We start from the raw sequence: 13,709 nt of genomic DNA on the forward strand, positions 1-13,709 counted from the left end.
GAGAGCAGTCTCTAAGGGACTGCTCTTTTTCTATTGATTGACAGACTTGAATGCCAGCCAGATATGGCAACTATTTTCCTTGCTGAAACAAAATGTGGTATAATAGCCACGCTATGTACTTACACATAGGCTCTTTTTTTATAAAAAATAAATCGAACGAAGAATAACTGAAAATTCTGGAGGACGAGGAAATGGCTTTAGGGGATATTCCTTTTTTGCAGTACCTCGGTAATGCTGTTGATATTCTCGTTGTTTGGTATGTGATATATAAATTAATGATGGTCATCCGCGGAACAAAAGCGGTTCAGCTTTTAAAGGGAATTGTCGTCATTGTTCTCGTCAGGATGGGAAGTGCGTATCTCGGTCTTAACACACTTCAATGGCTGATGGATCAAGCGATTACGTGGGGGTTCCTTGCGATCATTATTATTTTTCAGCCAGAGCTAAGGAGAGCGCTTGAGCAGCTTGGGCGCGGCCGTTTCTTCTCTAGAAGCGGAACACCTGTAGAGGAACAGCAGCAGAAAACGATCGAGGCAATTACAAAAGCAATTAACTATATGGCAAAAAGAAGAATAGGCGCGCTGTTAACGATTGAGCGCGATACTGGAATGAATGATTACATAGAGACCGGAATTCCTTTAAATGCAAAGGTCAGTTCTGAGCTGCTGATTAATATCTTCATTCCGAATACACCGCTTCATGACGGCGCTGTGATTATGAAGCGTGATGAGATTGCAGCTGCGGCGTGTTATTTACCGCTGTCTGAAAGTCCTTTTATCTCTAAGGAGCTCGGTACACGTCACCGCGCGGCAGTTGGTATTAGTGAAGTAACGGACAGTTTAACCGTCATTGTCTCCGAGGAGACAGGCGGCATTAGTGTCGCAAGAAATGGTGATCTCCATCGAGAATTGACAGAAGAAGCGCTTGAAGAAATGCTGATTGCTGAGTTTAGTAAGAACAGCAAAGATGCTTCCTCGACCAAATGGTATTGGAGGGGCAAGAAAAATGGATAAGATTTTGAATAATCGCTGGGCCGTTAAGTTTCTTGCATTGGTCTTCGCTTTATTGCTGTATGGTGCAGTCAATTCAGCGCAAGCGCCCACGCCGAAAAAAATCGGTGAATCCTTTTTCCCAACATCGACAACAGACGAAGCAACCTTAACGGACATTCCTGTTAAAGCATATTATGACGACGAAAAGTATGTAGTCACTGGTGTGCCGCAGACAGTCAATGTCACGATTAAAGGATCAACTAGTGCTGTGAAAACAGCAAGACAAACGAAAAATTTTGAAATTTACGCAGATATGCAAAACCTGACGACAGGTACACATAAAGTCGAATTGAAGGCAAGAGATGTATCGAAAGGAATCACATTAACGATTAATCCGTCTGTGACGACTGTGACGATACAAGAAAAAACGACAGCTGAATTCCCTGTTGAAACTGAATTTTATAATCAAAATAAAATCAAAGACGGCTATTCACCAGAGCAGCCTATTGTGAATCCGAAAAATGTCACGGTTACTGGCTCAAAAGACGTGATCGACAAAATTTCTGTCATTAAAGCATTTGTGAACTTAGAGGATGTTGATCAGCAAATTGAGAAAGAAGCGAAGCTCACTGTGTATGATAGCAGTGGGAATGAGCTACCAGTCGAAGTGAGTCCGTCTGTGGTAGATATTACGGTCCCGATTACGAGTCCAAGCAAGAAAGTTCCGTTTAAGATTGAGCGGACGGGCAGCTTGCCAGATGGGATCAGTATCTCAAGCATCGAGACAAGCCCAAGTGAGGTTACAGTCTACGGTTCTCAAAAGGTGCTGGATGCACTTGATTTTATTGACGGCGTTAAGCTCGACCTAAGCAAGATTAAAGATGATACAGAGATTGATGCCGACATTCCACTGCCAGATGGTGTGAAAAAGGTATCGCCTGAAACCATTAAGATCAAAGTGAAGGTTGCAACAGCTGAAGAAAAAAAGATCGATAATGTTCCAATTTCTGTCGTTGGTCTGAGCAAGGATCTTAGCTCTGCATTTGTGAGTCCGTCTTCTGGGCGTCTCACACTAACAGCAAAAGGTTCAAAGAGTGCAATTGATAAACTAAAGGCTTCAGATATTGAAGCCTATATCAATGTCGGGGACTTAAACGAAGGAACACATGAGGTCAAAGTACAAGTGAATGGCCCTCAAAATGTGACGTGGACATTATCTAGATCGAAGGTCAAAGTGAAACTGACTTCTACTGATACAGAAGATCAGCCGGCTTCTACGAATGATCGGAAAGATCAATCATCCGATGATGAACAGGAAGAGAAGAGTCAAAAGGAATCAACACAAGATAAAGCAAAAAAAGAATCGAGTCAAAGACAGCGGGTCAAAGAAGATAATAAAGAGGACGCAGCGTCCTCTTGAATGGTAAAAAAGGAGCGATTGAAACATGGGCAAGTACTTTGGAACTGATGGTGTAAGGGGTGTGGCTAATAGCGAATTAACGCCAGAGCTCGCATTTAAAATTGGGAGATTTGGCGGCTATGTGCTCACGAAGGATAAAGAACGTCCAAAGGTACTCGTTGGACGAGACACGCGTGTATCTGGTCATATGTTAGAAGGAGCACTCGTAGCAGGCTTACTTTCAATTGGGGCTGAAGTCATGCGTTTAGGTGTGATCTCAACACCTGGTGTGTCTTATTTAACGAAGGCAATGGATGCAGAAGCAGGTGTCATGATTTCAGCTTCGCATAACCCAGTTCAAGACAACGGAATTAAATTTTTCGGCGGTGACGGTTTTAAACTGTCAGATGAACAGGAGAATGAAATCGAGCAGCTGATGGATCAGCCGGTCGATCAATTGCCACGCCCAGTTGGCGCGGATCTTGGAACAGTAAATGACTACTTTGAAGGCGGTCAGAAATACTTGCAATTCTTGAAGCAGACAGCAGACGAGGATTTCACAGGTATTCACGTAGCGCTTGACTGTGCACATGGTGCAACATCTTCTCTTGCAACACATTTATTTGCAGATTTAGATGCAGATGTGTCAACAATGGGAACATCACCAAACGGATTGAATATCAACGATGGCGTAGGTTCTACTCATCCAGAGGCACTTTCTGCTTTTGTGAAAGAAAAAGGAGCGGATATTGGTCTTGCGTTTGATGGCGACGGCGACCGCTTAATTGCAGTCGATGAAAAAGGTGATATTGTAGACGGCGATCAAATTATGTACATATGTGCACGTTATCTAAAGGGTGAAGGCCGATTGAAGGATGACACGGTCGTGTCAACGGTCATGAGTAACCTTGGTTTCTATAAAGCGCTTGAGAAGCAAGGCATTAAGAGCATTCAAACCGCTGTTGGTGACCGCTATGTGGTCGAAGCGATGAAAAAGGATGGCTATAATGTCGGAGGCGAGCAGTCAGGCCACTTGATCTTCCTTGATTATAATACGACAGGTGACGGCATGCTTTCAGCGATCATGCTGGTGAATACACTAAAAGCAACAGGAAAAACATTATCAGAGCTTGCAGCTGAAATGGAGAAATTCCCGCAACTTCTAGTGAATGTGAAGGTATCCGATAAGTATAAAGTGGAAGAAAATGAAAAAGTAAAAGCTGTGATCCAAGAGGTTGAAAAAGAGATGAACGGTGACGGACGTATCCTTGTGCGTCCATCAGGAACAGAGCCGCTTGTACGTGTCATGGCAGAGGCGAAAACAAAAGAGCTGTGTGATGAATACGTGGCTCGCATTACGGCTGTTGTCAAAGAAGAAATGGGTATTGAGTAATTGATGTAAAGCAAATCGCTAAGCAGCGGTTTGCTTTTTTTCGAATAAACGTCATAAGAGGAAAGTTCTATACGAATGATATAAGCGAGGGCAATTTGCTGCTTGCTTTCATACATAAGAGAGCACATCAAAGGTAGAACGTGACAAGCCTCATCGCATATAGTGTAGGGAGGTCTTACTTTCTAACATGAAAGGGATCACCCGCTAAATTGTGATTGACGGAGGTCAGACCTTATAGTACAATCATCCTTGTGTTACTGGATTTTTATTCTAGCAGGAAAGGCAGGGTAGATGTTCAGCCACTCTTATAATTATAGCGCCCGAACTAAGCGATCGAACGACAGATGCTTAGTTGACGAGGATGGAGGTTATCGAATTTTTCGGCGGATGCCTCCCGGCTGATCAAATATAGAGATCACAGCCGTAAGTGTTTCTTTAAAGCAAAGAGGTGACTCTTTGTACAAAGGGAATACACATGATCTCCCAAATTAAACATGTAGAGAGGGACGAAGAAATGTCCCTTCTATTTTAGTAGGCTTTCTTTGTCCCTTTCACATGATCGGGAGGAAGAATATTTATGTGTGGAATCGTAGGTTATATTGGTCAGAATGATGCGAAGGAAATCTTATTAAAAGGTTTAGAGAAGCTTGAGTACCGTGGGTATGACTCAGCAGGTATCGCTGTGGCAAACGAAGATGGCGTGCATGTGTTCAAAGAAAAAGGACGTATCGCTGAGCTTCGTGAAGTCGTTGATGCAAACGTGGCATCTTCAGCAGGAATTGGACATACACGCTGGGCAACACACGGTGTACCAAGCCATCTAAATGCGCATCCGCATCAAAGTGCTTCTGGCCGTTTTACGCTTGTTCATAACGGTGTCATCGAGAACTATGTACAATTGACACGCGAATATTTACAAGACGTCACACTAAAAAGCGACACAGATACAGAGGTTGTTGTTCAAGTCATCGAACAATTTGTGAATAGAGGTCTTGATACAGAGGAAGCTTTCCGTCAAACGCTTCTTCAACTAAAAGGCTCTTACGCAATTGCCCTTTTCGATAACGAAAACAAAGAAACAATCTATGTGGCGAAAAACAAAAGCCCATTATTGGTTGGTTTCGGCGAAGATTTCAACGTTGTGGCTTCTGACGCAATGGCGATGCTTCAAGTAACAAACGAATATGCGGAATTAATGGATAAAGAAATGGTCATTGTCACAAAAGACGAGGTTATCATCAAAAACCTTGACGGTGATATCATGACACGTCCTTCTTATATCGCTGAGCTGGATGCAAGCGACATTGAGAAAGGCACATATCCTCACTACATGTTAAAAGAAACGGATGAGCAGCCGCTTGTTATGCGCAAAATCATCCAAGAATATCAAGACGAAAACGGCAAGTTGTCAGTCGCTGGCGATATCGCAAGCGCAGTAGCAGAAGCAGACCGCATTTACATTGTGGCTTGCGGAACGAGCTACCATGCTGGACTTGTTGGTAAACAATACATTGAAGACTGGGCAAAAGTACCTGTAGAAGTCCATGTAGCAAGTGAATTCTCTTACAACATGCCGCTTCTATCGAAAAAACCGTTGTTCATCTTCCTTTCTCAATCTGGAGAGACTGCGGACAGCCGTGCTGTACTGGTTCAAGTCAAAGAGCTTGGTCATAAAGCATTAACAATCACAAACGTACCAGGATCTACGCTTTCTCGTGAAGCAGACTTCACATTGCTTCTTCATGCAGGACCAGAAATCGCAGTGGCTTCAACAAAAGCCTACACAGCACAAATCGCTGTTCTTGCGATCCTTGCATCTGTTGCAGCTGAATTAAATGGTCAATCTCTTGACTTTGACCTTGTGAAAGAGCTTGGGATTGTAGCAAACGCAATGGAAGCCCTAGTCGATCAAAAGGATGAAATGGAACAAATCGCTCGTGACTTCTTCACAGTGACACGTAACGCATTCTTTATCGGAAGAGGACTTGACTACTATGTGTGCCTTGAAGGTTCACTCAAACTAAAAGAGATCTCTTACATCCAAGCAGAAGGATTTGCTGGCGGAGAACTCAAACACGGCACGATTGCTTTAATTGAAGAAGGCACACCAGTCATTGCCCTTGCCACGCAAGAGCACGTGAACCTCAGCATTCGCGGTAACGTCAAAGAAGTCGTTGCACGTGGTGCAAACCCATGTGTCATCTCACTAAAAGGCCTAGAAGACGAAGGCGACCGTTTCGTCCTTCCAGCTGTACACCCAGCACTTGCACCACTTGCATCTGTTGTGCCATTACAGCTAATCGCTTACTACGCAGCACTTCACCGCGGGTGTGATGTGGATAAACCACGTAACCTTGCGAAGAGTGTGACGGTGGAGTAGGTTTAAATTAAAATTTTTTATACTGTAATCGAATAATAAATCTGTTTAAATATGGATGTTTAAAATCCGTTAGCTTATAATTAAAATAAGCTAACGGATTTTTTATTTAAAGGATTAAATAATAGGAATAGAATTGGAAAAATAATAATTATAAAGAGGGTTTGGAAAATGTGGAAAGATAGTGAAACAGACCTAGATTTTTTAGATTTTGATTATTTAATAGGAATACTTGACGAGTTGATTAAAGATGAATCATTACTTCCCTCAAGTATTGGAGTATATGGAGATTGGGGCAGTGGAAAGTCCAGTTTGATTAGGATGAGTATGAAAAGGGCTGAGCAACGTAAAGGTACTGCATGCTTAATTTTCAATGGATGGCTATTTGAAGGATATGAAGATGCAAAAACAGCATTAATGGGAAGTATATTGGATACTATTCAAGATAATCAGACTTTAACTGATAAGGCAGAGAAAAGCTTAGCAATTTTATATAAAAGCGTGGATAAATTTAAACTAGCTAAAAAAGGATTGCGAATAGGTTTAGATATGGCTTTAACGGGGGGCGTGGGTAAGGATATAAGTTATAATTATTGATAAAGATGAACAAAAGAGAATTAGTGAAAAGAGTGTGACATTAAATTTCATGATACACTTCACAATCAATAATACAAGCCAAGAATTATTAGATATAATTATAGCCATTCAAAAATTAGGGGTCATTATTGCCTAGGAGAGAAGGTGTTGAGAGTCTGATCTCGTAGAGTTTGAATTCAGTTTAGAAGAAATTGAAAATCGATGCTCATTTGTTTAATCAAACATTAACATCACAAGCAAGCCCAGTGAATAACCTTCACTGGGCTTTTTTATATTTATAGATTATTCGACCAATAAAAATAAAATCCATTTGAACGAACCTCCTCTCCATGTCGTCAAAAGAAGTAATAGCAAAACAAATTGACGTTTGAAAAAGGAGTGGCGTGGATGGATATGAAGCTGATTTTACCTCTTATTTTGCTGCAAGCCATTTTAATGGTGATTGGTTTGTTTGATTTGTTGAAAAGAGAGCCATCGAGGATTAGAGGGGAAGTGAAGTGGGTTTGGGCTTTGGTGATTGTGTTTGTGGCGAGTGCCGGTCCTAGTGCGTATTTCATTTTTGGTCGTAAACAATCTTAGTAGGGGGGATTCGCTTGAATATGTTGGAGTGTCACGGCCTGACGAAATCGTATGGACGGCATGAAGTGTTAAAAGATGTTTCGTTTTCTGTAGGGGAGGTTGGATGTGTTGGCTTTTTAGGAGCCAATGGAGCGGGGAAGACAACGGCGATCCGGATTTTGACGGGGCTTGCTCGTCCTACGTCTGGCGTTGTGAAGGTGGCAGGTTTTGATGTCACAAAGGACATGGATCAAATCAGTCAGGTGATTGGGTACTGTCCGCAGCATCCTGCATTTTATCAGGATATGACGGGGCAGGAATGGATGCATTGGGTTGGCGGGTTATTTCATTTAGAGAAACACACCATTCGTTCCAAAACAGAGGAGCTGTTGAAGCTTTGCCGGGTGTATGAGGCGAAGGATCGTGCCATTGGCAGCTACAGCGGAGGGATGAAGCAGAGACTTGCTATTGCGCAGGCACTCATCAACAGCCCGAAGGTCCTCATACTAGATGAACCAGTGTCGGCACTTGATCCTATGGGGAGAAAAGACGTCCTGACTTTGATTGAGCGTCTAAAGCATGAGATGCTGATCTTTATGTCGACCCATATTTTAGATGACATTGAACGAGTGGCGGATCATATTATCATGATCAACAGCGGCGAAATTGAGATGTCCTCTTCGATGGAACAGATCAAAGAAGACTATATCCAGCCGGTGATTGAGTTTCAATTAGAACAACAGAATCCGAGACTAGTGGCTTTGTTAAAAGAACGGGATTGGGTGGAGGATTGCATGGAGACAGGAGACGCTTATCAGGTGCGAGTCAACAATCAACAAACGGCATTGAAGGAGCTGCCGGGTCTCATCACTGAAGCTGGCGGTGTTCTTCTCCAATATCGACTATCTAAGCTAACGCTTGAAGATATTTTCATGAAGGTTGTGACGGCATGATGATGTTGAAAAAGGAATTTAGGGAGTTATTCACTAGTTATAAAATCTTATTTGTGCCGGTCATTTTCACGATTTTAATGATTACGCAGCCTATTACGCTCAAAATGCTGCCAGATCTTTTGTCGAAATCAGCGAATTTACCTGAAGGGTCTACATTTTATATACCAGAGCCTAGTGCTGGAGAAGCTTTAGCCAGTGCATTGAGTAAATTTGACTCGCTCGGCGTGTTTATCCTGATTATGATCGTGATGGGGACGATTGCTGGAGAGCGTGCCTCTGGGGTGACGGCGATGATTATGGTGAAACCGATCAGTCGAATGAGTTATTATGCCTCAAAAATATGTGCCTATGCCTGTTTAACTTTGTTTAGTTTGATAGTGTCGGTGCTTGCTTCCGTATATTATGTGGACATTCAATTTGGGCATGTGGCTTGGGGCGATGTGTTAAAAGGAACGCTTTTGTATTATCCAAACCTACTGCTCATTGTGGTGTCGACCATTTGTGCATCGGCGTTCTTTAAGCGTTCAGTGACTGCGGGCGGCGTTTCCCTTTTGATCAACCTCATCCTGTTTACCGTTCCTTCGTTTTATGAGGATACATTAGGGAAGTTTGCACCTAAAGGTGTCACAAGTGCGGCTGAGGAGATGATTCATAGAGGGACTTATTCGGATCAGGCACTTACAAGCTTTCTAGGTGTATCGGCATTGATTGGTTTCTTTTTTCTCATCGGATGGTTTCTTTTTAGAAAACAAGAATTATAGCATGATGTACCCTTTGGATATGAAAATCTAAAGGGTTTTTTATATATTTAGTAAGTAATAAATAAGATGTAAATACATATTATCATGATTTAAATGTTGAAATAATATATACTTAGTATATAATTACTCCGTAAAGGGATGGGAGGAGTTTGCAGATGATTCAGATCAAGAATGTGAAGAAGGAATTCTGTCAAGGCCAGGAGCGGACTGAGGTGCTGAGGGGCGTTGATTTGACGGTAGAAGAAGGGGAGTTTGTAGCGGTGATGGGACCGAGTGGTTCTGGAAAAAGTACATTACTTCAGCTGTTAGGCGGGCTTGATCTGCCTACTGATGGAGAGATTTTGATAGATGAGCATCAGTTAAGTGAGATGAATGAGAAAGAGAGAACGATTTTTCGCAGAAAACAGATTGGGTTTGTGTTTCAAAATTATCAGCTGCTGCCTACATTAACTGTCGAAGAAAATGTGGCGTTTCCGCTGCATGCAGATGGACGTTTAACAAAGGAGAATCAACAGACGGTTGTAGAGCTGTTAGAGGCTGTTGGCTTGAATGGACTTGGACGGAAACGGGCTAGTTTGCTGAGCGGCGGGCAGCAGCAGCGTGTAGCGATTGCAAGAGCTCTAGTCAATCAGCCATCAGTGCTGTTAGCAGATGAGCCGACGGGGAACTTGGACCGACATAGAGCGGAGGATATTTTGGCGTTAATGTGCAAGTTCAATCGAGAAAGCAAGCAGACGATTATTATGGTGACGCATGATATTTTCGCAGCGGGGTTTGCGGATCGAATCATCCTTTTTAAAGACGGTGTTATTGATCAAGTGATTTCTAGAAAGGATGATGATTATGCTCAGTATGTGGCGAATTTCATGGCGTAACATGCTTCAGCATAAAAAGCGGTTCGCCATTTCTGTCTTAGGCATCATGGTGGGGATCGCTTTTGTCACGTCGATGCTCATTGCCGATCGAACGACAAATGATGTGTTTCATTACTATGAGCAAATGTATGTCGCTGATGCAGATTATTGGGTGTTGAGTGATGATCATACGTATGATGAGGAACAGATCTCCTCCATTTTAAAGCATCCTGATGTGACAGGATCATTATTAGCGCTGGATAAACAGACGTTTTTTGAGGTAGAAGGTGATCACTCTCTTAACCAACGGGCGGTGCGCATTACCGGAGTACAAGATCAAACGAGCTCTTTACTGAAGCTGCCTGTGATTGAAGGGCGTTTGGATAATCAGGGGTTGGTCATACCAGATGTTGTGGCGAAGCTGCTGAATAAAAAAGTGGGAGATACCATTCGTTTTTCTGATTTGGGCGAAGCGAAGGTATCTGCCATTGTGGAATATACACAGCTGCTTTCAAGTCCAAGTGACTGGGAGGGTGCAGAATCATCGAGCTTTCGTGTGATGGCGCCGCTTGATTTATTGAGAGACTGGACGGGACTCGATCATCAGCTTTCTTATATGAGATTTCAGACAAATGAAGGCGGGGAACAGCTCTTTCAATCTTTACAGAAAGAGTTCAAGGATGCCGATGTTTTTGTCCAGCCTGTGGTGGCGGATGACCGGCAAAGTAATGACATTGGCGGGTTGTACACGTTCTTTTATCTCATCGCAGGGCTGTCGATGTTTATGAGCGGCTTTATCGTGTTTAATATGATCTATACGAGTGTGATGGAACGAAAAAAAGAATTTGCGATTATGAAGAGCTTCGGTTATACACAGGGTTCTGTTTCTAAGCTGATGTTGATTGAGGTTTTGATCTTGGCTTGTATTGGAACCGTCATTGGGGTACCGATTGGCGTTTGGCTTGGGGATGTGTTCATGCAAACACTGCTTGGTGTGTTTGCTTTTGATATGGTGTATTCGTTAGATTGGCAAGTGCCTGTTGTAATAGCAGTGATCATTGGTATTGTGTTCCCTGTGCTGTTTTCGTTATTTCCGATTTATCATGCAGGGAAAACGTCTGTGCTGCTGACTTTAAAATCCACCACCCAAACTTCTGCACCGAAGAAACAATCGGTCATTAGAGCGGCGATAGGGATAGGCTTGCTTTCATTTGTATGGGTGGATCATCCGGCTGCTTATCTTGCCATTTTAGCCAGCATGGTTCTGTTATTCCCATTTTTCCTGCTCTTTTTGAACCGGTTGTTGGCGCCTCTTTTGAAGCTTGTTTTTGGCTATCCAGGTCATCTATCAGCGCAGCATGTCACGCAGCAACTGAATCGAAATGCTAATACGGCGGCGATTCTAGCTGTTGGGATTGCTGTGATCTTGCTTTTAAGTGCAGTCATTGAATCGGCTCCAGATGGCTACGAAAAAGAGATTCGTCAAACGTATGGAGGCGATCTCAGGGTTACTTCTGAAGCCCCATGGACGAAAGCGGATCAAGAAAAGCTGTCATCCTATGAGGCTGTTGAGCGGGTGGAACCGATGATGGAAGCGGCTCCTTTGACATGGGAAACGGCTGATGGAGAGAAAAGACAATTTTCTCTGATCGGCGTAGAGGAAAAGGGACCGTCTTTTATAGAAGATGACAATAAAGGCGATTTGTATCAACATTTAGCAGAAAAGCCCTCTATCGTGTTAGGAGAGCGTGCGTTTGATGAATGGGGTGGGCGTATTGGAGAGAGTGTGTATCTCAATGCACCTTCTGGCCGGCAGCAGTTACAAGTCATTGATGTGGTCAAGACTTCTCATCATTCGGGTTATGTGGCATTTGTCGATCAGACATTTTTACAAGAGAATTTAGGCTGGACGCAGCCCCTTGATATCCTCCTTACGTTAAAAGACAAAGGTGCCGGTGAGTCTTTACGAGATCAGCTATGGGAAGACTTTGGGCAGCGGCTTTCAAAGGTGAAAACAGTAGAGGATGAGATTGAATCAACGACATCGGCTTTAACTGGTATGAACGAGTTAATTTCTATGATGCTCATTTTCATTATTGGGCTCGCGAGCATTGGAACAGCCAATACACTGCTGATGAATACGCTTGAACGTACATCTGAGATTGGCACCATGCGGGCGCTTGGGCTGACAAAGCAACAGGTGAGAAAAATGATCGTCGGAGAAGGTGTGCTCATTGGGTTATCAGGTGTGATTGGCGGCATTTTATTTGGTGTGATTCTTCTATATGTCTCAAGCCAATCGGATTGGCTCGGTGGATTTGTTTCATTTCAGCTGCCATTTTTGCATCTACTGCTGGCAGTGATCGCCGGAATTGCACTCAGTTTAGCGGCTTCGTGGATTTCTAGTGCGACAGCGAGTAAAATAGAGATGATATCATCTCTCAAAGAAGGTTAAATCATATGTCAGTGAAATACGGAATTTTAACATCGCTCTGTCAGCAGCAACATCATGGATATGAATTAAAGCTAGAGCTGGAGTCATTGCTCGGAATAAAAGGAAAAATCAACCCGGGTCAAATCTATACGACGCTTGATCGGTTAATTCGTGATAAATTGGTGACAGCAGTGGGAATAGATGACCAAGATCGAAAGCTGTACGACGTGACGGAAGAAGGCAGACAAGAGCTGGAATCATGGCTGTTGGCGCCTGTTCCGTATCATGCTGCAAAGGATGATTTTCACTTTAAATGGGGCTGTGCACGGAAAATCAGATTTCATCAAGAAAAAGAAATGCTTCAGCAGCAGAAAGCCGTCATCATGAAAGATGTGATGGAACTCACGAAGCTGAAAACGGAATGTCTTGTGCAAGGTGATGAGAGTCGGTACTTATTGATTTCTGGCACGCTGCTTCATTTAGAGGCGGATTTGAATTGGATTCATCAAATTGAGCATCGGAGCGGAGCATCATTTTAGGGAGGTCTTTCTTTTGAAGAAAGGTCTTTTTTTTGGCTTCGTTCGGAGCATACGCAGATAGGATGGGAAGAAAGTTTGGTATGATAGGTGTAAATTGATTGTATTTTCAGAAAAGGGGTTTGATCAATGAAAACATCACGTAATCCTGAGACCATTCACGCGCCAGTTGCACCGTACATCCATCAAATAGAGACAACAGGGCCGCAGCGTTGGTTAACCTTATCAGGACAAGTGGGGATGGAAGTCGATGGGACCATCCCGGCGAGCCCGATAGAACAGCTCGAGCTAGCGTTAGAGAATGTAAAACGCAATGTAGAAGCGGCAGATATGAGAGTAGAAGATATAACGAAGCTTGTGTTTTATTTGGTAGGTGAGTTTGATGCTGAGAGTAGAAAACGAATCATGGGTCAGTTTTTAGGGGATCACCTGCCTTGTATGACGATGATTTATGTGGTGGCTTTGGCTTCACCTGCTTTAAAGGTCGAGGTGGATGCATGGGCTTGTCGGGATATGGATTGATGAAATGATTGTTTATATCAGTTAAATATGCTAAAAATGGTATAAAAAGTGTTAATAAAGAGGTGGTTTTTTGTTTCAATCAAACCAAGAATTGAAAAAAACGGTGGTCTTTTATGCAGGTGTGGGAGCTGTTTTGCTGATTCTCATGATGTTGAAATGGCTGCCGGTTTCTGCAGACTGGGAGTTGCCGTTGATTTTGTTTGGATTGGGGATTTTGTTTTATGTGAAGCGTGTGCTTTTTAAAGAAGAAAACGATCATAAGGCATAAGTTTTCTACCGAGGTGATTTTGAAAGGTACAGTTGATGAAAGGTAAGTAATAAAAGGTTGGATGT

Annotated in this window: 13 protein-coding genes; all 13 read left to right on the top strand. The window is 42.9% G+C overall.

The genetic code is table 11. The annotated features are described in order from the left end of the window. Window positions 1-191 precede the first annotated feature (191 nt). The 13 genes from cdaA (at window position 192) to M2353_RS00585 (ending at window position 13,644) form a co-directional block, all read left to right on the top strand. On the top strand, window positions 192-1,013 hold the full coding sequence (gene cdaA / locus M2353_RS00525) for a diadenylate cyclase CdaA (protein WP_008344027.1): 822 nt from the start codon (window positions 192-194) through the stop codon (window positions 1,011-1,013). Next, window positions 1,006-2,412, top strand: a complete 1,407-nt coding sequence (locus tag M2353_RS00530) for a CdaR family protein (RefSeq protein WP_045034678.1) — start codon at window positions 1,006-1,008, stop codon at window positions 2,410-2,412. The genes cdaA and M2353_RS00530 overlap by 8 nt, the downstream gene beginning before the upstream one ends. Window positions 2,413-2,437: 25 nt before the next feature. Continuing rightward, the gene (gene glmM, locus M2353_RS00535) at window positions 2,438-3,784 is read left to right on the top strand and encodes a phosphoglucosamine mutase (RefSeq protein ID WP_008360584.1); all 1,347 of its coding nucleotides are present in this window, start codon (window positions 2,438-2,440) and stop codon (window positions 3,782-3,784) included. A 577-nt stretch (window positions 3,785-4,361) separates the two neighbouring features. Further along, window positions 4,362-6,164 carry a glutamine--fructose-6-phosphate transaminase (isomerizing) gene (glmS, locus tag M2353_RS00540; protein ID WP_007498541.1) on the top strand — a complete coding sequence of 601 codons (1,803 nt, stop codon included), beginning with the start codon at window positions 4,362-4,364 and terminating at the stop codon, window positions 6,162-6,164. A gap of 168 nt (window positions 6,165-6,332) precedes the next feature. Next, entirely contained in the window at window positions 6,333-6,758 is a 426-nt protein-coding gene (locus M2353_RS00545) for a P-loop NTPase fold protein (RefSeq protein WP_284724705.1), read from the top strand. 387 nt (window positions 6,759-7,145) lie between these two features. Continuing rightward, on the top strand, window positions 7,146-7,337 hold the full coding sequence (locus M2353_RS00550; protein ID WP_284724706.1) for a PLD nuclease N-terminal domain-containing protein: 192 nt from the start codon (window positions 7,146-7,148) through the stop codon (window positions 7,335-7,337). Window positions 7,338-7,351: 14 nt separating this feature from the next. After that, on the top strand, window positions 7,352-8,269 hold the full coding sequence (locus tag M2353_RS00555) for an ABC transporter ATP-binding protein (protein ID WP_342394128.1): 918 nt from the start codon (window positions 7,352-7,354) through the stop codon (window positions 8,267-8,269). After that, window positions 8,266-9,030, top strand: a complete 765-nt coding sequence (locus M2353_RS00560) for an ABC transporter permease (protein ID WP_284724707.1) — start codon at window positions 8,266-8,268, stop codon at window positions 9,028-9,030. The genes M2353_RS00555 and M2353_RS00560 overlap by 4 nt, the downstream gene beginning before the upstream one ends. A gap of 155 nt (window positions 9,031-9,185) precedes the next feature. Next, window positions 9,186-9,905: an ABC transporter ATP-binding protein gene (locus M2353_RS00565; protein WP_284724708.1), complete on the top strand. Its 720-nt coding sequence runs from the start codon at window positions 9,186-9,188 to the stop codon at window positions 9,903-9,905. Beyond that, entirely contained in the window at window positions 9,874-12,339 is a 2,466-nt protein-coding gene (locus M2353_RS00570) for an FtsX-like permease family protein (RefSeq protein WP_284724709.1), read from the top strand. Before M2353_RS00565 ends, M2353_RS00570 begins: the two co-directional genes overlap by 32 nt. Before the next feature lie 5 nt (window positions 12,340-12,344). Next, a complete protein-coding gene (locus tag M2353_RS00575) occupies window positions 12,345-12,857 on the top strand; it encodes a PadR family transcriptional regulator (protein WP_284724710.1) in 513 nt (170 codons plus the stop codon). A 126-nt stretch (window positions 12,858-12,983) separates the two neighbouring features. Continuing rightward, window positions 12,984-13,376, top strand: a complete 393-nt coding sequence (locus M2353_RS00580) for a RidA family protein (protein WP_284724711.1) — start codon at window positions 12,984-12,986, stop codon at window positions 13,374-13,376. A gap of 70 nt (window positions 13,377-13,446) precedes the next feature. After that, complete coding sequence (locus M2353_RS00585; RefSeq protein WP_178896773.1) at window positions 13,447-13,644, top strand: hypothetical protein; 198 nt, start codon at window positions 13,447-13,449, stop codon at window positions 13,642-13,644. Window positions 13,645-13,709: the final 65 nt, after the last annotated feature.

The organism is Bacillus aerius (genome assembly GCF_029894105.1).
In the GTDB taxonomy this organism is placed as follows: domain Bacteria; phylum Bacillota; class Bacilli; order Bacillales; family Bacillaceae; genus Bacillus; species Bacillus altitudinis.